The organism is Paenibacillus sp. PK4536 (assembly GCF_028594455.2).
GTDB lineage: Bacteria > Bacillota > Bacilli > Paenibacillales > Paenibacillaceae > Saccharibacillus > Saccharibacillus nuruki.
Window position 1 is genome coordinate 2,178,296 of sequence record NZ_CP126313.1, and the last position, 20,521, is coordinate 2,198,816.

A 20,521-nucleotide genomic window follows, 5' to 3' on the forward strand; every position below is an offset into this window, starting at 1 on the left:
TTAACTGCCTGTTGCTTTTATGGATTAGAATTTAGATAATCCCTAAAAAGTAGCAGGCTTTTTAGCATAGATATGATGACTACATTATACAAACAGTTCTCTCACATTATATAATGCTAACAGATAAATGATAAAAGGTATCATTTACAGAGGAGGTTTGCAGTATGGATATTTACCAGAGTAGCCAGCGTGATCATTCGTTCATGATTCAGCCAGCCATGCATCCGATATTAGATCTATGCAAATCGATCTACTCTTTTCATCTTACTCCTACGCATTCTGTTATGAATAACCGTGCTGCTTGTATGACTCCTTTACGCTCAGAGCATCTTCTAATTTTGGCTTTAGAAAAAGGAACCGTAACCGTTAGACCTCAGTCTAATGCAACTATAGAAATACAGGATCAACCTGAAGCATGGTATTTGCAAGCAGGGGAGCTATTATTTGTACACCCGGACACAGAGCTACAGCTCTCTTATGGTGAAGAAGGATGTCTACATATCATCACTTGTGAGCGTTATAATCTAGTACAAGATTGCATGAATCAGATGAGCTACCAGTTATGTTATCAAAGCTTGCCTAAGCATGGAACGATCGTGAGTCGTAATACCGCCTATTCGTTTGAGCTAATTCAACAAATGTTATTATACGTCGATCAAGACACAGAGCAGATTCATGTCTTATTGCACAAATTATTGCAACGGATCGATTGTTCATCGGATGGGTCTAATGATAAATATGTAACCCGTTCTATGCATCAGATCGCCAGTTATATTCGTTATGCTTCAGAGCAGATGTTAACACGTGAAAGTGTGGCAGCGCAGACCAATCTGCATCCACATTACTTTTCCGAAGTGTTTAAAAAAGAAATAGGGTATACCTTTTCCGATTATCTTGCGATCTGGCGGATTAATAAAGCGAAAGAACATTTGTTATGCACAGACAATACCTTACATCATATTGCAGAAGAAATAGGATATAGTGATGGTATTTATTTAAGTAAAAAATTCCGTTCATTTACCGGCATGACTCCCGGAGCTTTTCGAGCACGCAAAGGAACACAACGTATTGCTGCTTTTCCATTTGCAGGTACATTATTAGCATTAGGCATTACTCCATTAGCAAGTGTGTTTGAGATTAATCAACATTCTAAGTTATTAGAAGAAGAATTATCTTCGGTTCCGATATGGAATCTGGATAAAGGAGCTCATCAATTACCAACAGAATGGCAACTACAGTTACCTGAATGTACAGTTGACGATGTGCAACCGGATCTGATTATTATTGCTGATTGTATCTTAGATCATCCCAAATTATTTGAACAATTAAAATCGATTGCGCCGCTATTTATCATCGAACGGGGTGTACGCAGTCCTATTGATGAATTGTTGTATATAGGGCAAATTCTTAATCGTCAGCATCAAGCAGAAGAGTGGGTCATACAGTATCAATATCAGATCGAAGTCGCTAGACAACAATTAGAACTGGAACAGGTCACTCAGCAGACTGTGGGTTTGTATGAGATGTGTGGTGATCATCAGATTGCGATCTGGGGAGAAACGACACGAGCGGGTTATAACTTGTATCGAGCCCTCAAATTAAATCCGCCTTGTCCTATTCGTCACGATATATTGGAAGCAGGAGGGTTTAAATTGATTGCAGAACATCTTTTGCCACAGTACGCAGCAGATCATATGTTTATTGTTGCTCCGGCATACTGGTTGGAAGGTATGGAATCGATGATGCAACAACATCCTATTTGGAGCCAACTCCCTGCTGTACAAAATGGACAAATCTATGGATTAAAATTAGAAGAATTCGGTTATGATGACGGCTTAGCTTTAGAAAGACAGCTGCGTATTCAAGTTAATTATTTAACAAATTAAGTTAAGATGATTATATAAATGGAAATCAAAAACGATTCTATTCCAAAAAGTGCAGAATCATTGCAACAATACCCTGACAATTCCGCAAAATTTCAGTACAATCAATATAGGAACAGATATAAGCAACATGGGAGAAACTATTTTTAATATTAAAGGGGATATTTAACATGCAATTGAGAACGGTTACAGAAAACTTGCAACAATACAATACAGACAAGATGCAACAATTACTTGTAGATATGTACGGACAAGAACAAGTACAGCACCAATTGGATCGTTACCAACAACTCATGAATAGTTATCACCAACAATTTGGAGATGGTAATATTCAATTATTCAGTTCTCCAGGTCGAAGTGAAATTGGTGGTAATCATACCGACCATAACTACGGTAAAGTGCTTGCAACCAGTATCAACCTAGATACAATCAGTGCAGCAGTACCTGTAGATGAACCTTATATTACGATTGTGTCTGAAGGCTATAGTGATGTATACAAAATCCATACGTCTGAATTAGAACCTGTTGAAGGCGAAGGCGGTACACTCGCGTTGATCCGTGGTATCGTTGCGGGCTTTGTGAAATGGGGACTACATGTAGGCGGATTCAATGCTTATGTCTCTACAAATGTACTGGCAGCTTCTGGATTGAGCTCTTCTGCTTCGTTCGAAATGTTGATCACAAGCATCTTAAATACGTTCTACAATGACAGCAAAGTCGATATCGTCAATATGGCTCGAATTGGACAATATGCTGAAAATAAATTCTGGAATAAACCTTCTGGACTATTGGATCAAATGGCTTGCGCACACGGTGGATTAATTGCAATCGATTTCATTAATCCCAAAGAACCTGCGATTCAACACGTTCCTTATGATTTTGATGCACAAGGATATGAAATGGTTATCGTAAACACAGGAGGCAACCATGCCGATCTAACTGCTGATTATGCGGCTGTACCGGAAGAAATGAAGGCGGTTGCGGAAGCATTAGGTCATGAAGTGTGTCGTCAGATTAGTCTGGAAGAAGTGTATAGCAATTTGGCACGTCTTCGCGAACAGACAGGAGATCGTGCAGTATTACGTGCACTTCATTTCTTAGAAGAAAATGATCGTGTCGATGAGCAAGTCAAAGCGCTACAAGCCAACGAATGGGATCATTTCCTAGAGTTAATAACTGGTTCTGGTAATTCATCATGGAAATGGCTCCAAAACGTATATCAAGATTCCCATACCCGTGAGCAAAGTATCTCGATTGCTTTGGCGATTACTGAGATCTTCTTGAAGCAAAAACAAGCAGGTGCTTGTCGTGTACATGGTGGCGGATTTGCAGGTGTTATTTTGACGATTTTACCTAAAGAATTAGTCAGCGAATACACAGCACTTATTCAAAAAACATTGAATACATCTACGTATATTATCAATGTACGTCAACATGGATCGATCTGTTTGAATAACTACTTAAATTAAAGAATACATTTTTGTAACATATACAAGGCATCATGATTGAACAGAAAAAAGCCTGCTTCTACACTGTCAAAATGACTTTGACCGTAGAAGCAGGCTTTTTTGTATATGATTATCGTATATCGTTTTACCAGCCGACCCGAATAATCAATCCTTTAGGATCACCGACTTCGAGATACGAAGCTTGCTGATTGTAATCATCATAAGCGAATCCGTACGCTAAGCGATTGATACTATGATCATGCCAGAACTTCGCATAGTAATTAGCAGGTGCAGCTTTGTAATATTGAGCAGGATTACTCCAGTTCGCTTGATTGTCATAGACATGACGATTGATTGCTGAACATGTACCTGAATCCTCTGCAAGTCTACCATTACATAACAAGATCTCCTGCGTGCTGTAATTGCTGTATCCAGCAAAATAATTCGCTTGTGTACCATTTACCCCGAATGCTCCATGAATGGGTGCTACGATCCGGTAAGGCGCTTGTACGTCGGCAAGAGATTGGAACGCTGAAGGTACTTCACTGCGATACTTACTAAATAGACCTGAACGTGTTTCTGATTCCAATTCGCCTACCGTCTGATCGTAGTTACCTGCACGATTCACAAGGCGATGCTGTAAAGGAAAACCAAAACCATCTACACGTGTCGTATTTCCATGATATCCAGTACCATCGACAGTGAATTCTACAAAATCAAAATAGATATTACGGTTAGGGTCAGCAGGGTTATTGATGTCCGGGCCTGCAAATCCATCATCATATGTTTTGATATAACAAGGTGAACCTACACAGATGAACATTCGACCGGAATCGATCTTCGGCATATTCACCCAATTGATCTGATCCAGCGTACTGTAGATATTGGCGTAATTGACTCCATTTTTGGTGAGATGCCCTGTAGCATTGTTGAGTGCGGTAGAGATAGGCTTGAGCTGACCGCTATTATCGAGATAACTCCATTGTTTAGTGGCAGGATTGATTCCGAGAATGCCCCAGTAAATCTGATTATTTGCATACGCACCTTTGGTACCATTAAGTACTTTGAACGATAGTACGCCATTGCCTGTAGCTGTAGGAATAGAAGCCGCAGGTATACTGTAGATTGAATCAGAACCTGTTCCGGGATTAGTGGGTGTAGTTGAACCGGATGTGACGGTATAGCTAAAGCTAGGGGTATCATAAGCAGAAGTTCCATTATTGTACGTAAATGAATATTTGATCACTTGACCGGTTGCTACATTGGATACATTTTGAATATACCGCTTAGATCCACTATCATACGTCATACGCAGATTTTGCAAATTACCCGAGTTCACCGAGTAATGGATATCTACCCATGATGTATTTACACTCGAAGAGAACCAGATTGTTGCTGTTGTGCCTGAAGTGGTGGCTCCTTGGGTATAATCAGCCGCAGATACAGATGATGATGCAGGAGAGAAGAGATTGCTTGTCAGAACAAGTACAGATAAAAGCAAGAAGTAAACCATTTTCTTCATACGTATATCCTCCTATTCAAATTGTATGCGATTGCAATTACGCTTTTAATTATTTCAATATATGGTAATAAATACAAGACAAAAACCATGTGTAATCCTCATGTGTATTTCTATGCCAAACTTTCTTAATTTAAAGAAACTTTTATTTGCTTTTTTGTTCAAGAACAGCTAAAGTTTTATACTTGAGCGTCTAAATAGACCGGAATTTATGTTCATTTTAAAGTGAATTTATGTTCATTGCATAATCTGGAAATGTTCGGGAAAAAGAAAAACAGAATGCACTATATCTAGTATGTCAAGAAAATTATTTTTTTATAAATGATTATCGAGATGTATGTAAAATACGTGTTCGAATAAGTCCCCGTTGTACTTGGATTTTTGAAAAATTAGACCGTTTTTAAGGCATGTTTGGACGGCGGTGTAGACCTTCAGTTCCTATTGACAACACTATATATAGCGTATATCTTTGATAAAGTCTTCTATATATTGCGGTTGCGATGTTTGAGCAGAGAATATATAGGTTATAGCTAATTATACGCACTAGAGCAGATAACACAGAGATGATATTAGAGCATTGTTATCTGTATTTATATAGTGATTGAACGGACGAAGGGTACTACATATTGAACCGAGAAGGAGATGTCACACCATGCTAATTGCTTATGATTCCAAAACAGGCAATGTGAAACGATTTATCAACAAATTGAAATTACCTGCTGTACAAGCTGTACAGATTGATGAGGCGCTGACGTTGAATGAACCTTTTGTACTGGTTACGTACACAACTGGATTTGGTCAGATTCCCGATAAGGTAGTTCACTTTTTGGAGAGAAATCACAATCGCTTGATTGGAGTTGCAGCAAGTGGCAATCGTAATTGGGGTGACAAATTCGCTCGCAGTGCTGATCTGATCTCTGAACGTTATAATGTACCGGTGGTGTACAAGTTCGAATTAGCAGGTACAACAGGAGACGCACAACGATTTCAACAGGAGGTAGATAAAATTGCGGCATATTGAATTGAACAACTTACTGATGCAACGGGATGAGAGTGGATTTTTCCGTTTGGATAAAGATAAAGAAGCAGTTGTAGAATATATGGAAGAGGTAGCTCGTAAAAGTATCAACTTCCCGGATACAGCAACCAAAGTACGTTATATGATTGATAACGACTACTATGAAGATATGTACAAAAATTATACTTCGCAAGATGTGGAAGAAGTCTATGCGATTACACATAGCTATGATTTCCAATTTCCATCTTACATGGCGGCATCCAAGTTCTATACGGATTACGCAGTAAAAACAAATGACCGTAGTCAATACTTAGAGCATTATGCAGATCGTGTTGCAGTTGTAGCTCTTCATTTGGGACGCGGAGATGCAGTGAATGCCAAGACGCTTGCTAAGTCGATGATGGAACAACGTCTACAACCAGCAACACCTACATTCCTGAATGCAGGTAAAAGTCGTCGTGGTGAGATGGTATCTTGTTTCTTACTTGAAATGGATGATTCACTGAACTCGATCAACCATGTATTGAACACTTGTATGCAATTATCCAAAATCGGTGGCGGTGTAGCGGTTAACTTGTCCAAACTTCGTGGACGTGGTGAACCGATCAAAGGTGTTGAAGGTGCGGCTAAAGGAATTATGCCTGTATTGAAACTGATGGAAGATGCTTTCTCCTATGCAGATCAGATGGGTCAACGTAAAGGTTCTGGCGCAGCATATTACAATATTTTTGGCTGGGACGTTATGGAATTCTTGGATAGCAAAAAAATCAATGCCGATGAGCGTACACGTCTCAAAACATTGTCAATCGGTCTTGTTGTACCGAATCGCTTCTACAAATTAGCAGCAGATAACGAACTATTGCATGTATTCGCTCCTTACAGTGTATACAAAGCCTATGGTAAATATCTGGATGATCTAGATATCGATGAAATGTACGATACATTGCTTGCAGATGATCGTATCAAAAAGAAAGCTATTATGAGCGCTCGTGATATGTTAACCAAAATCGCAAGTGTACAGTTGGAATCTGGCTATCCGTACATTATGAACAAAAGTAATGCGAATAACGGTCATGCACTAAAAGATATCGGTTCTATTCGTATGTCTAACTTGTGTACTGAAATTTTCCAATTGCAAGAAACTTCTGAGATTACTGATTATGGTCAAGACGATATCATTCGTCGTGATATTAGCTGTAACTTGGGTTCACTGAATATGGTTAACGTGATGGAACTTGGCAAAATTCGTGAATCGGTTCATGAAGGTATTATGGGTCTAACTTCTGTAAGTGATATGACAGATATCGCAAATGCACCAGGTGTAGCTAAAGCAAACCGTGAAATGCATTCAGTCGGTCTAGGCGTAATGAACTTGCATGGATATCTTGCGAAGAACAAAATTGCGTATGAGAGCGATGAAGCAAGAGACTTTGTACGTACATTCTTTATGATGATGAACTTCTATTCATTAGAGAAAAGTATGGAGATTGCTCGTGAGCGTCAAACGACTTTTGCTGATTTTGAGAAATCCGAATATGCAAAAGGAACGTACTTTGATCGTTATTTAGAAATCGATTATCGCCCAGCAACGACGCGTGCAAGTGACTTGTTCGGTGATATGTATATCCCAACACCAGCAGACTGGCAAAACCTGAAAGCTGATGTGATGAAACACGGTCTTTATCATGCTTACCGTTTGGCAATCGCGCCAACAGCAAGTATTTCATATATCCAAAATGCAACATCCAGTGTAATGCCGATTGTAGAACAAATTGAGACACGTACGTATGCGAACTCAACGACTTACTATCCTATGCCATATATGCAACAGGATAACTATTTCTACTACAAATCAGCTTACCAAATGAATCAATTTAAAGTATTGGATCTGATTGCTGAAATTCAAAATCATGTCGATCAAGGAATTTCAACAGTTCTTCATGTAGGTAGCGATGTAACGACTCGTCAATTGGCTCGTTATTACCTGTATGCGGCTCAAAAAGGTCTAAAATCACTTTACTATACACGTACTAAATTGCTTAGCGTAGAAGAATGTATTACTTGTTCGGTGTAATCTTTTTTTAATCTAATGCTATAGCAATATAACTGTAATGGACTGTACAAGAAAGCCTGTTTTTTTAGGCTTTTTTGTATGCCTTAAACGTTTACCAAGGAGGAATTTTGATTTATGAGTGGACCTATCAAAGCTGTCAACTGGAACCGTCCTGATGATGATTTCACAATGATGTTCTGGAACCAAAATATTATGCAATTCTGGACGGATGATGAGATTCCGTTGTCTGATGATAAAATGTCATGGATTCAATTAAGCGATATTGAACGTGACACCTATATGAAAGTGCTTGGAGGATTGACGTTACTTGATACGATTCAAGGTGGCGTAGGGATGCCTAAAGTATTGGAGCACGTCGAAGGCATGCAACGTAAAGCGGTACTTGGCTTTATGGCGATGATGGAGCAGATTCATGCGAAATCATACAGCAGTATCTTCACAACACTATCTTCCACTGAAGAAATCGATAAGATTTTCCAATGGGTTGAAGATAATCCACGTCTACAAACCAAAGCAGAAACGATCCGTCAGTACTACTTGAATATTAATTCGCCAAAAGAGCTATTTTTAGCGATGGCGGCTTCTGTATTGCTAGAAAGTTATTTGTTCTACAGTGGGTTCTTCTATCCGCTTTATTTAGCAGGACAAGGTAAAATGACGTGTAGCGGTGAGATTATTGATTTGATTTTACGTGATGAAAGTATTCACGGTGTGTATGTAGGGGTACTTGCACAAGAAATCTACAATGATCTGGAAGAAGATGAGCAAAAAGACGTGTATGAAATCTTAGAAGGTCTACTGACATACCTTCATGCAAATGAAGAGAAGTATACCGAAGAGATTTATGATCCAATCGGTCTGACTGAAGATGTTAAAGTCTTCCTTCGTTACAATGCAAATAAAGCATTTATGAACTTGGGATTTGATCCTGTATTTGCAGAAGAAGAAGTGAATCCAATCGTATTCAACGGTATCAGTACACATACGAAACAACATGACTTTTTCTCGAAAAAAGGTAATGGTTATGTGCGTGCGATGAACGTTGAGCGTTTGACTGATGATGATTTTAAATTTGATTTTTAAAATGGTTTTGTGAGAGACCGCTATGGGAAAGAAATCATTCTGTCGGTCGCTGGTAAGATCGGATTTTTTTGAACGACTGCGTTGCAGTCAAAATCCGAGTCTTACAAGGCGAATGCTTCGCTCCTTTCGAATTGATTTCTTTCCCTTCGCTCAGGCGGGGGAGTGACAAAACAAGGATTTTAAAAGATTAGATATAGTGTGGTAGTAGGTTGGGATTGTGAAGGAAATATAGTATGTAAGGGATAATAGAGAGAGAATAGAGATAGTTAGAGAGATAAAGATAAATTATATATGTGTTCAAAAGGGTGAAGTAAAGGTTGTTTTTCTGTGGAGTTTAGCAGAAAAACAGCCTTTTTTCGGTTGGGAATGGTATGCGTTGAGTACATATAAGGAGTTATAGACTCTGCAATAACGATCTAATTTTGTTTAAGTGTCATCCGTAATGCAGTAGAGGTTAGGTATAATGGTGGAAGTGAGTAGAAGGATAGAAATATATACTATAAATAGTGTGGGAAAGAAGGAGTAGAAATGGAAAGGCTTTTTGAGAAAGAGCAGGTAGATGATTTTGTTCGTCAGCATCCATTAACGTTATTAATGCTCAAAACGCAGAATTGCAGTGTTTGTGAAGCCGTTCAGCCGAAAGTAACTACGTTGTTAGAAGGATATGAGCATATTGCAGGTGCATTTGTGTATATGGAAGATGTGCCTGAATTAGCAGGAGAGTATATGATTTTTACTTCGCCGGTATTGTTGTTAATGATGGAAGGGAAAGAAGTATATCGGGTGGCTCGTTTTATTTTATTTGAAGAATTAGCCGATCAATTGGATCGGTATCAAGCGTTTTTGCAATCGTAAGTCTTATAATCGGGTAATGCTTGTTAAAGGAGATGTTGGATATGGGTATTACGGGTGTGTATTATCAAGAACATGGTAATTTGGAAGACATCTTGGCTGGGCGTGTAGAAGAGCCAGCGTTAGATATTGATAAGACGTGGAGTCTGATTGTAGATATGTTTCCAGATATTCCGTTAGTTCCAGTAGGGGAGCAGTATAAGGTAGACAGTCAGGCGACTGAATACGGTTCTTTTTATTTATCTGCTGAGAAAGTAGCTGAGATTGCCGAACAGATTCCTGAATTGAAGCAGACTGACAATCTCACGAAACGCATCGATTTTGAAAAGTGGAAAAACATTCCCGAGATGGACATCGAGCAATTGGATGAACGAGCAATGATTATGCTTGCTTTTCCAATGCAAAGCGATGAGACCTATGAAGAATTGGTCGATGGTTACTTACTTCCTCATCTGGAATCCGTATTTGAACTTTTTGAAAAAGCTTTTACTCAGCAGGATGGTTTAGTCTTTATGATTGTTTAACGATACGAATTTGAGATGGTCTATATGCTACAAAATATATAGTGTATTGAAATACAAAAGAAGCTGTTATTCCTTTGATAGACTTGGGGAGTAACAGCTTCTTTTATGTTTTTACCAATATCCACCATAAAAAACAATTGACAATCTGTATTAACTGTACTAATAATAGTAATACAGTTAATACAGAAAGGAGGCTCTTTATGTTCGAATTAGATGTACGTAGTCGCAAGCCAATCTATGAGCAGTTGATGGACAAAATTAAAGAAATGATTATGTATGGCATATTGAAGCCGGAAGAACAGTTGCCTTCGGTGCGTTCACTTTCTACTCAATTAACCGTCAATCCGAATACGATTCAGAAAGCATATCGAGAATTAGAACGAGAAGGCTATATTTATTCTCAGCCGGGTAAAGGAAGCTTTGTCTCGCCTGAACAACAGCAACCGACTCAAGCACAACAGGTAGATATGCGTGAACGCTTGCTCAAATTGTTTGCTGAAGCGATCTATCTAGGATTTACCAAAGAAGATTTGCAGAAGTTGTATGAACAAGCGATACAAGAACAAGAAAGGGGGCATCATCATGATTGAAGTCAAAGGACTTACCAAATACTTTGATGGTGAGAAAGCAGTCGACAATCTATCATTACACGTACATAAAGGTTCTATTTTCGGATTACTAGGCTCTAACGGAGCAGGCAAAACAACATTGCTCAAAACGATAGCAGGCATTTACCGTGCGGATCAGGGAGAGATTACTTTAGAAGGGCAAGGGGTGTATGAGCAACCAGAAGTGAAAAATCGGATGATCTTTTTAGCCGATCAACCGTACTTTTTTCCACAAACGTCTGTCAAGCAAATGGCTTCCTTTTATCGTGCGGTCTATCCGCAATGGAGTGAAGAACGATTTCAACAGTTAGCTCCAGCATTCGCAAGTATTGATATGAAACGTAAATTACACCGCCTCTCCAAAGGGATGCAACGACAGGCTTCGATGTGGTTAGCATTGAGTTGCAAACCGGATGTATTGATTTTGGATGAGCCGATTGATGGATTAGATCCAGTGATGAGACGACAGGTCAAAAACCTTCTTTTTCAAGAGACTGCTGAACGTGAAATGACGGTTATCATTTCTTCGCATAACTTACGTGAAATCGAAGATCTATGTGATCATGTAGGCATCATGCACAAAGGCAAATTGTTAGTTGAAAAAGAACTGGACGATCTCAAAGCCGATACACATAAAATACAAGTCGCTTTCCGTGATGAACGCCATGAACATGCTATTTCTAGTCTACTGGATGTAGTGTATAAGGAAGAACGAGGCAGTGTAGGTATTTATATTATCAAAGGTGAGATTGAGCGAATCAAAGAAGTATTTAGCGTCTATACACCCTATGTATTTGATATTTTACCCATGACGCTCGAAGAAATCTTTATTTATGAAATGGGGGACGCCGGTTATGATGTTCAACCGATTCTTCTTTAATCGAGGGTTATGGATACAAGCATTTAGGCAAAGCGCATGGCTTAGTATATTATATTTGTTAGTTCTTTTGTTATCTGTACTCATCTCTTTAAATATGCTGAATGATTCGTATAAGAATCAACGTTTTCATTTTGTTGTTAGTTACTTTGCTGAAATAGGCGCTGGTTGGCCCAATGTGACAATGCTTATTATATCCATCCTTATGGGTCTATTGCTAACAAGATATATGCAAAATAAAGCTTCAGTCGATTTTTTTCATAGCCTTCCTTTAAAAAGAGTTCATTTATTAACAACTCATTTTGCGGTAGGAGTTATAGCATTAACGATTCCACTATGGATCATAGCTATAATAGCAGCAATATTAAGCAGACAGTTTGAGTATATTGATTTTACAACCATGCAAGTTTTAGAATGGACGATAGCTACAAATGTGCTTAGCCTTTTGTTATTTAGCCTTACTGTATTTGTAGGCATTTGTATCGGACAAACGATATTACAGGGTATAGTTGTTGCTATTTTATTAACACTCACTGTAGCTATTCCTAAAGTGTGGAATAAACATTTAGATATTTATTTATTTGGATATTCGTCTCGGAATCAACAGAACTTGAATGAAGATTGGTCTCCACTTTTCAATATTATGAATGCATCTGCCAAAATAATTACAACATTAGAAACATGTTTATATCTTTTGATAGCTATTATATTGATCGTATTAAGTTATCTATTTTATAAAATACGTGCTACTGAAAAGACAACTCATGCTGTCACATTCACATATTTTAATCCGTTATTTCGGGTGGGAGTTATGTTTTGTGGTGCTTTGTTTACAGGTGCTTTATCTGTATCGTTTCTGAATGATTGGACACCTATTGCTTATATTGTAGGGGCTATTGTCTCTTACGTTATAGCAGAAATGCTTATTCGTAAAAGCTGGAATATATACCATATAAAATTTGTTAAAGGGTTTTTAAGTCATGGTATTATTGTTGCCTTAATGTTATATATACCAGTTTCAAATTATGTACATTATGAAGCTGAGATACCAAATGCAGAAGAGATTGCTGGAGTCTATGAAGGGGGTAATCTTTCTTATTATTTGTTTGAAAATGAAGGATATGTAACGTTTCCAAGAGTCATACGTCCAGGAGTTCTTTCTTCAGATCCTGATTATATTCAGCTTGTTCGTAATCTTCATATGCAAATTGAACAAATACGTCCTAAAGTTGATAAACTGAAGCAATATACATTAGATTATAAGTCAGTAGACATTGGATATAAGCTAAAAGACGGAAGCTTAATGACACGTTCTTATCAAGTACCTTCTAATGCTCCTGAATATCAATATTATCTAACAAAAATACAAGAATCGCCATCTTATAAGGTTGCAGTTTACAATCTTCCATCTTTAGATCATGTAAGTAAACCGATTGAAATTGTAAACCGAGATCGAGAAGAGCATAAAATTCAAGTTTCAGATAAAAAAGATATTAAAGAATTAATTCAATTAATAAAAAAAGAAAAATTGGCAATTGGTAATCCAGATGCAAGTTTACCCTATAGTAGTCTTTATTTTTCTATTGAATCTGATCTAATCAGTTATAAAACTTCTCAATACTATGATTGGAATTCTTCTTACAAACCTTTAGCTAATTGGCTTAAAAAGAAAGGATACTGGGATCAGATTATTACAAAACCAGAAGACTTAAATGCTATAATTGTTGTTAGAGATCATCGGACAAAAACTGAGAAAGATACAACAAGTGAGCAGAGTTTATTTACAGACTCGTATAGGACAGATAAAGAATTTGTTGCAAATGATAAAAAAATGATGGGGAAATTGCTTGATGCTAGTGAAAATGTATTTGATTATAATAATACTTCTTATTATTTAAAACTCAAATTTAAAGATGGTACAATCACCTATCGTCCTTTAGCTAATTCACAAGTCACATCTGAACTAAGTAAAGTATTACCTGAATAATAGATGTATCCCAAGCATCTACTTGATCGCTTTTAGCAGAAAGATTGCTATTTACGATCAGGTAGATGCTTTTTTTATTCCATTTACTTGTCACGCTAATCAATTTATCTCTTTTTAAAGATCTGTTCATATAAAGTTCAAAATACGTAGATATAATCAAAAATGTAAACGGGATGTTAGCGGAGTGTAAAACATGAACCCGATAGATAGCAGATTAAGTAGAAAGGGGATAAACCGATGTATTATCCAAATCTGGATTTGAAATACCGGCATGAGCTGAAGCATTATGTGAATTATCATCAATATTTTACGATTCGGCAACGGCTACGTCCATTGATGACACAGGATACCAACGCCAATGAAGCAGGAGAGTATCTGATTCGTAGTCTGTATTTCGATGATATCAATAATACCGCTCTACATGAGAAATTAGGCGGTGTACGAGATCGAGTGAAATACCGGATTCGTATTTACAATGGCGAAGACAGCATCATTCATTTTGAGAAGAAAATAAAAATGAATGATGTTATTGCCAAAGTCAAAGAATCGATCACGCGTGAAATGTATGATGAAATCTTAAAAGGCAATTATGAAGTGTTGAACTTACCTCATCAACCGTTATTGTATGAGATTTATCATGCGGCTAACAATGTTTTACTACGTCCGCAGGTGATTGTAGATTATGTTCGTGAAGCCTACACGTCCAAGCTAGGTAATGTACGGATTACATTTGATAAATATATGAAAACAGGTCTGAACAACCACGATATATTTGATCCTCATCTAACGATGGTCGATGCAATTGATCATAAATTTTTTGTGCTTGAAGTGAAATATGATGAGTATTTGCCAGATTATATTAAGACTGCGCTACAACTCGAAGGGCTCGTTCGTCAATCCAATTCAAAATACGTTATCTGCCGTAAACTCGGTAAAGAAAATTCTTGGGAGGATCAATAACACATGGCAACCACGACAGACGCAACAACGAACTTTTCAGATATCGTCAAAAATTCAGTACTAGAAAGCTTCACATCGGATATTAGTATTACACATATTTTGCTGAGTATGGGAATCGCTTTTCTCGTTGGATTGTTTATCTATTTCTTGTACAAACGTGTATTCAGTGGTGTCTTGTATTCCAAAAGCTTCAATATTTCACTGATCGGCATGACTCTGGTAACTTCTATGGTCATTATTGCGATTAACTCGAACTTAATCTTGTCTCTAGGGATGGTGGGTGCACTCAGTATTGTTCGTTTTAGAACACCGATCAAAGACCCGACTGATTTGATTTTCTTATTCTGGGCAGCAGCGGCAGGGATTGTAACTGGTGCAGGCTTTTATACATTAGCGATTACAGGTTCTGTAATTGTAGGTCTAGTCATGTTTTTATTTATCAAAGGATCTTCTTTTGAAACGCCATATCTATTGGTGGTTAATGCTCAAGGGGATGATGCTGAGAAACAGGTGAACAGCAAGCTTAATGCGTTGGTCAAACGTCATACAGTCAGACAAAAAACAATCACAGCAGACAATATCGAATTAACACTTGAAGTACGTATCAAAAACAATGAACCTACATTTGTAAATGAAATCTCTAAAATCGCAGGTGTGAAAAATGCAGTTCTCATCAGCTATAACGGTGATTACGTTTCATAATAGAAACCAATATATATGGCTGAAGTTTATCGAAATTAAAGCGCATAGAGAGCCTTTGCACAAGTCCATATACCGATATATGCAAAGGTTTTTTATTTCAAAATTGGTGGTGATGAAGTGAATTGGATATTAAAAGCAATCTTCGCAGGTATACTATGTCTTGTTGCTATACCGTGGGTATCCACGCAAGAAGCTCATGCAGGAACAGTGACAGAACAAAGTGCACAGGATGCAAATGTATTTGTAGAAGATAAAGTAGTGGATGTCAAAATAACGATTTCTGATTCAGATTTTCAAGATATGATAGACCATGCGTCTGATGAAAAATATCATTCAGCCAGTGTAGATTATAATGGCAAAACCATTACAAATATCGGGATTCGTACCAAAGGTAATCTGTCTTTGCGTAGTGTAGTACAGATGGATGACTCGGATCGGTATAGCTTCAAGTTAAGCTTTGACGAATACATTTCTGGACAGAATCTATATGGCTTGGACAAAATTAATCTCAATAATAACTACAGCGATGCTTCGTATATGCGTGAATTTTTGACCTATGAAATGTCTGAAATGCTAGGGTTGCCTACACCTAAACATTCATTTGTCCGTATCTATGTTAATGGTAAATACAAAGGGTTGTATCTTGCTGTAGAGCAAGTGGATGATTCATTTATAGAGAGTCATTATGAAGATACGACAGGTACATTGTATAAAGGGCTGATGACCGGTAGTGGTAGTGATCTACAATGGATTGATGATGATGCAGACTCGTATACAGGTCTTGAAGTGAAGTCAGAAACTCAGGATAGAGATGCATTAATCAATATGCTGGATAAGCTCAATCATGATAGCACCACACCATACACCGATTATCTTGATGTTGATAGTATTCTAGAATATCTAACGTTAAATGTGGTCACTAACAATACAGACAGCTACATTGGTGGGAATAAGCAGAATTATTATCTGTATGAACATGATGGTATATTTTCAATGATTCCATGGGATTACAACATGGCATTTGGCGGAATGGGTGGTATGGGAAGGGGCATGGGTGGCGGTGGCTTCGGCGGGCGTGGTGGTGAGAATACAGATACCAACACAACAGAGACAACAACCAACCAGACCCCGTCCAATACAGCCCATGCGAAAGATCCACAAACAGCAACAGATCAAACCAATGGTAATACCAACAATGCAACTGGTAATACTAATAACGCAACTGGAAATAATACAACTCCAAAAACAGCAAATGCAAATGCAAATGTAAAAAACACTATTAGTTCTACTTCTTTGATGATCGATGAGCCTACATCTGGAGCATTAGCAGAGCGTCCGTTAGTTGCCAAATTATTAGCAGTTGATGAATATAAGGAAAAATATCATGCCATGATCCAAAAGGTGCTTACTCAATTTTTAGCCAATGATCTTTTCACAGCTAAAGTCAATGCACTCAATGATATGATCGCAGTGGATGTTCAAAGTGATCCTACTGCTTTCTACACGTATGAAGAATATCAAGCAGGTGTAACCTCATTGATCGCTTGGAATCAGACCAATGTTACCAATATACAAGGCCAACTCGATGGAACAATTGCTTCGTCAGGCGATGGTTCTGGAAATGGTGGAATGGGCGGTGGCATGGGTAGAGGTGGCGGAGATCGTGGTCAACGTCCTGAAGGTGCTCTAACAGATCAAGGTAGAGGTAATGGTGGAATGATGGCTCCTCCAGATGGAGCTGGGGGTATGGGTGGAGGCCCGGGAGGTGGAGGTTTCGGAGAACCGATGACGCCGACAATCGATACAGCGACTCAAGCTAAATACACAGCGATTAGTATAGGCATTTTGGTGCTAGCGATAGGTATTGTATTAGGATTCCGTCGCAAGCGAGTCTAAGCAGAAGAGTACCATATAGACATAAAATATATGCATTCAAAGGATAGAGTCATTAGACTCTGTCCTTTTTGTATTACCTTACATAAACATATCGAAATCAACTCTAGAGGAGGTCGGAATATTACACAAACACCACTGTATATTGAATATTCACACCTAAATATTCCATGTACGATAATAATGTAAGCGCTTTATAAATTTGAAGGAGAAAGAAGGGGTACGTTTGAATCGTTCGCTTGAGTATCGTCGATGGGTATCGCTTGTGCTTATTATGGTTATGGTGTGTACGTTATTACCTTTGAACAGATCAATAGCAGCAGAGGATCAAGCAGAGCAGAATCATACTTCTTTTCCAAGTACGACAGAGCAAGTAGAACAAGTACAAAGTGTCATCAATAACACGTATGAACAGGAGTCTGTGGTGGTCTCGAATCCCACCGTATATCTGGCAGGAGATTCAACTGTACAGACCTATGCAACATCCAAACAACCACAAGCAGGATGGGGGCAAATGATAGACCGTTACTTGGATGAAAAGGTAAAGATCAGCAATCAAGCGATTGGTGGACGCAGTTCACGTTCTTTTATCGAACAAGGCCGATTAGATACGATCTTAAATCAGATTCAACCAGGTGATTATCTGATGATTCAATTTGGTCATAATGATGCCGATACGAAGCCCGAACGATACACACCTGTACCTGATTATAAAGTATACCTCAAGCAGTATATCGATGGGGCTCGTGCACATGGAGCCACTCCTATTCTAGTGACTCCGGTCGGTAGACGTGATTTTAATACGACTACAGGGCAATTCAATATCAGTTTCCCCAATTATGTGACAGCGATGAAAGAAGTCGCCACTCAGACTAACACCAAGCTTATTGATCTCAGCGCTCGTAGTGTAGCTTATTACAATTCGATTGGTGCAGAAGAATCTAAAAAAGTATTTTTGCATGTACCAGCAGGTGTATATCCCAATTTTCCTGATGGAGTTGTAGACAATACTCATTTTCAGGAATATGGAGCGATCCAGATCGCAAGACTGGTAGCCCAAGGGATAGCAGATATACAGCTTCCTTTGTCTGAACATGTAGAACATTTAACAGTCACTGAAAATACAGCGGTTGCTTCCGGTCAACGTGCAATGGAAAAATTAAATCGTGGACTGGTAGCCGTCAAAAGCAAAAATGGTATTTATGTAGGTTGGAGAATGCTTGGATTGGATGCCAATAATATCGCATTTAATCTATATCGCGACGGTGTACTGGTGAACAGTCAGCCGATAACAGGAGCTACCAATGTATTAGATGCTAAAGGAACAGTGACTTCTGTTTATACCTTATTTACTGTGCAGAATGGTAAAGAAACATCGGTATCGACACCTGTATCCGTATGGCAACAGCAATACAAATCGGTTCCTTTGCAAAAGCCTGCTGATGGTGTAACCAAAGACGGAGTAGCTTACACCTATAGTGCAAATGATGCGAGTGTAGGTGATCTGGATGGGGATGGAGAGTATGAAATTGTGCTGTTATGGTCGCCTTCCAATGCCAAAGATAATTCTCAATCTGGATATACAGGGATTGTGTATCTGGATGCATACAAATTAAATGGCACTCGCTTATGGCGCATTAATATGGGACCTAATATCCGTGCAGGCGCTCATTATTCTCCATTTGTCGTCTATGATCTAGATGGAGATGGGAAGTCTGAAGTGGCTTTGCGTACAGCAGATGGTACGATTGATGGTCAAGGTAAAGTGATCGGGGATGCCAAAGCAGACTATCGCAATAGTGCTGGATATGTGCTGACAGGGCCTGAATTTTTGACAGTATTTAAAGGAACAACAGGAGCCGCCTTAGACACTATTAATTATGATCCACCTCGCGGAACAGTTGCTTCATGGGGCGATAATTACGGGAATCGAGTCGATCGCTTTTTAGCAGGAGTCGCTTATTTAGACGGACAACGTCCTAGCTTTGTTATGACCAGAGGATATTATACACGTACTGTACTTGTCGCTTATGATTTCCGTGATGGCAAAATCACCAAGCGTTGGACGTACGATACCAATGTAGGTAATCAGACGACCTACACTGCGCAAGGTAATCATGCTCTCAATGTAGCAGATGTCGATGGAGACGGCAAAGATGAGATTAATTTCGGTTCTATTTCTATTGATGATAATGGCACCCCACGTTATACCACAGGACTGGGACATGGAGATGCTCAACATCTAGGCGATCTGAATCCGAACCGAGCAGGACTAGAAGTATTCGGCGTACATGAACATAAAGATTCTCCCTATGGTATGGAAGTACATGATGCGAATACAGGACAAGTCTTGTGGGGCGTATACACAGGGCTAGATACAGGACGTGGAATGTCTGCGGATATCGATCCACGTTTCCCCGGAGAAGAAGTATGGGCAGCTACGATTACGAATGCTCAACATGTTCCAATTACGGGATTATACAGTATTACAGGTGAAGTCATTAGCAAAAACATCCCTTCGTCTACGAACTTTGGAATCTGGTGGGATGGTGATCTATTGCGCGAGTTGTTAGATGATAATCGTATTGATAAATGGGATTATATGAACAATACGACGACTAACTTGTTAACGGCTACAGGAAGTAGTTCGAATAATGGAACCAAAGCTACACCGAATCTACAAGCAGATCTATATGGAGACTGGCGTGAAGAAGTGGTATTACGTTCAAGCGATAATAATGAATTACGTATTTATACCACAACAGATATGACCGATTATCGCTTACGTACACTGATGCATGATCCTGTCTATCGTCTATCTGTCGCTTGGCAAAATGCTGGTTACAATCAACCACCACATCCAGGATTTCATCTGGGTGTAGATATGAAGCAACCTCCAGTGCCTGATATTTATTATGTACAATAAATAAGATTGATATCATTTGTAGAAAGTCTAATCATAGATTCATAATACCCATTTCCAAAGGCTGTTGACGTTTATGCGTCAGCAGTCTTTTTTTGTACCATATCAGATTGTAGAAATGATACACAAAGTCGATTTTTATACTATTACAAAGAGTGTTCAAATCCGAT

15 protein-coding genes are annotated in these 20,521 nt (G+C 38.6%); 14 read left to right on the forward strand and 1 reads right to left on the reverse strand.

All coding sequences use genetic code 11. The features are described from left to right. Positions 1 to 164 precede the first annotated feature (164 nt). Positions 165 to 1,886 (forward strand): helix-turn-helix domain-containing protein, encoded by a 1,722-nt coding sequence (locus tag PO903_RS09890; RefSeq protein WP_273593304.1) that lies wholly within the window; start codon positions 165 to 167, stop codon positions 1,884 to 1,886. A gap of 167 nt (positions 1,887 to 2,053) precedes the next feature. Beyond that, a complete protein-coding gene (locus PO903_RS09895; protein ID WP_069326741.1) occupies positions 2,054 to 3,352 on the forward strand; it encodes a galactokinase in 1,299 nt (432 codons plus the stop codon). 124 nt (positions 3,353 to 3,476) lie between these two features. On the opposite strand, the gene PO903_RS09900 is transcribed toward PO903_RS09895, so the two are convergent. After that, positions 3,477 to 4,853, reverse strand: a complete 1,377-nt coding sequence (locus PO903_RS09900; RefSeq protein WP_137221235.1) for a glycoside hydrolase family 64 protein — start codon at positions 4,851 to 4,853, stop codon at positions 3,477 to 3,479. Between the two features lie 649 nt (positions 4,854 to 5,502). Between PO903_RS09900 and nrdI the strand changes: the two genes are divergently transcribed. From nrdI to PO903_RS09960, 12 genes are all read left to right on the forward strand, one after another. Further along, entirely contained in the window at positions 5,503 to 5,871 is a 369-nt protein-coding gene (nrdI, locus tag PO903_RS09905; RefSeq protein ID WP_069326739.1) for a class Ib ribonucleoside-diphosphate reductase assembly flavoprotein NrdI, read from the forward strand. Beyond that, on the forward strand, positions 5,858 to 7,942 hold the full coding sequence (gene nrdE, locus PO903_RS09910) for a class 1b ribonucleoside-diphosphate reductase subunit alpha (RefSeq protein WP_273593305.1): 2,085 nt from the start codon (positions 5,858 to 5,860) through the stop codon (positions 7,940 to 7,942). Before nrdI ends, nrdE begins: the two co-directional genes overlap by 14 nt. Positions 7,943 to 8,056: 114 nt before the next feature. Beyond that, positions 8,057 to 9,025, forward strand: a complete 969-nt coding sequence (nrdF, locus tag PO903_RS09915; protein WP_069326737.1) for a class 1b ribonucleoside-diphosphate reductase subunit beta — start codon at positions 8,057 to 8,059, stop codon at positions 9,023 to 9,025. Between the two features lie 528 nt (positions 9,026 to 9,553). Next, positions 9,554 to 9,880, forward strand: a complete 327-nt coding sequence (locus tag PO903_RS09920) for a thioredoxin family protein (RefSeq protein WP_273593306.1) — start codon at positions 9,554 to 9,556, stop codon at positions 9,878 to 9,880. Between the two features lie 41 nt (positions 9,881 to 9,921). Continuing rightward, on the forward strand, positions 9,922 to 10,401 hold the full coding sequence (locus tag PO903_RS09925) for a hypothetical protein (protein ID WP_273593307.1): 480 nt from the start codon (positions 9,922 to 9,924) through the stop codon (positions 10,399 to 10,401). Positions 10,402 to 10,601: 200 nt separating this feature from the next. After that, positions 10,602 to 10,991, forward strand: coding sequence for a GntR family transcriptional regulator (locus PO903_RS09930; protein ID WP_069326734.1), 390 nt, complete (start codon positions 10,602 to 10,604; stop codon positions 10,989 to 10,991). After that, the gene (locus tag PO903_RS09935) at positions 10,984 to 11,889 is read left to right on the forward strand and encodes an ABC transporter ATP-binding protein (protein ID WP_273593308.1); all 906 of its coding nucleotides are present in this window, start codon (positions 10,984 to 10,986) and stop codon (positions 11,887 to 11,889) included. Before PO903_RS09930 ends, PO903_RS09935 begins: the two co-directional genes overlap by 8 nt. Continuing rightward, complete coding sequence (locus PO903_RS09940) at positions 11,864 to 13,873, forward strand: hypothetical protein (protein WP_273593309.1); 2,010 nt, start codon at positions 11,864 to 11,866, stop codon at positions 13,871 to 13,873. The genes PO903_RS09935 and PO903_RS09940 overlap by 26 nt, the downstream gene beginning before the upstream one ends. Positions 13,874 to 14,110: 237 nt before the next feature. Further along, complete coding sequence (locus tag PO903_RS09945) at positions 14,111 to 14,833, forward strand: polyphosphate polymerase domain-containing protein (RefSeq protein ID WP_273593310.1); 723 nt, start codon at positions 14,111 to 14,113, stop codon at positions 14,831 to 14,833. A 3-nt stretch (positions 14,834 to 14,836) separates the two neighbouring features. Next, positions 14,837 to 15,535, forward strand: a complete 699-nt coding sequence (locus tag PO903_RS09950) for a DUF4956 domain-containing protein (protein WP_273593311.1) — start codon at positions 14,837 to 14,839, stop codon at positions 15,533 to 15,535. A 117-nt stretch (positions 15,536 to 15,652) separates the two neighbouring features. Next, on the forward strand, positions 15,653 to 17,431 hold the full coding sequence (locus tag PO903_RS09955) for a CotH kinase family protein (protein WP_273593312.1): 1,779 nt from the start codon (positions 15,653 to 15,655) through the stop codon (positions 17,429 to 17,431). 223 nt (positions 17,432 to 17,654) lie between these two features. After that, positions 17,655 to 20,354: a rhamnogalacturonan lyase family protein gene (locus tag PO903_RS09960; RefSeq protein ID WP_273593313.1), complete on the forward strand. Its 2,700-nt coding sequence runs from the start codon at positions 17,655 to 17,657 to the stop codon at positions 20,352 to 20,354. The last annotated feature ends 167 nt before the right edge of the window (positions 20,355 to 20,521 follow it).

Bases quoted from the DNA above. Each gene is read 5' to 3' on its own strand.
- PO903_RS09890 (WP_273593304.1), top strand. From the start codon at position 165: ATGGATATTTACCAGAGTAGCCAGCGTGATCATTCGTTCATGATTCAG.
- PO903_RS09950 (WP_273593311.1), top strand. From the start codon at position 14,837: ATGGCAACCACGACAGACGCAACAACGAACTTTTCAGATATCGTCAAA.
- PO903_RS09935 (WP_273593308.1), top strand. From the start codon at position 10,984: ATGATTGAAGTCAAAGGACTTACCAAATACTTTGATGGTGAGAAAGCA.
- nrdF (WP_069326737.1), top strand. From the start codon at position 8,057: ATGAGTGGACCTATCAAAGCTGTCAACTGGAACCGTCCTGATGATGAT.
- PO903_RS09930 (WP_069326734.1), top strand. From the start codon at position 10,602: ATGTTCGAATTAGATGTACGTAGTCGCAAGCCAATCTATGAGCAGTTG.
- PO903_RS09940 (WP_273593309.1), top strand. From the start codon at position 11,864: ATGATGTTCAACCGATTCTTCTTTAATCGAGGGTTATGGATACAAGCA.
- PO903_RS09945 (WP_273593310.1), top strand. From the start codon at position 14,111: ATGTATTATCCAAATCTGGATTTGAAATACCGGCATGAGCTGAAGCAT.
- PO903_RS09895 (WP_069326741.1), top strand. From the start codon at position 2,054: ATGCAATTGAGAACGGTTACAGAAAACTTGCAACAATACAATACAGAC.
- PO903_RS09925 (WP_273593307.1), top strand. From the start codon at position 9,922: ATGGGTATTACGGGTGTGTATTATCAAGAACATGGTAATTTGGAAGAC.
- nrdI (WP_069326739.1), top strand. From the start codon at position 5,503: ATGCTAATTGCTTATGATTCCAAAACAGGCAATGTGAAACGATTTATC.
- PO903_RS09900 (WP_137221235.1), bottom strand. From the start codon at position 4,853: ATGAAGAAAATGGTTTACTTCTTGCTTTTATCTGTACTTGTTCTGACA.
- PO903_RS09920 (WP_273593306.1), top strand. From the start codon at position 9,554: ATGGAAAGGCTTTTTGAGAAAGAGCAGGTAGATGATTTTGTTCGTCAG.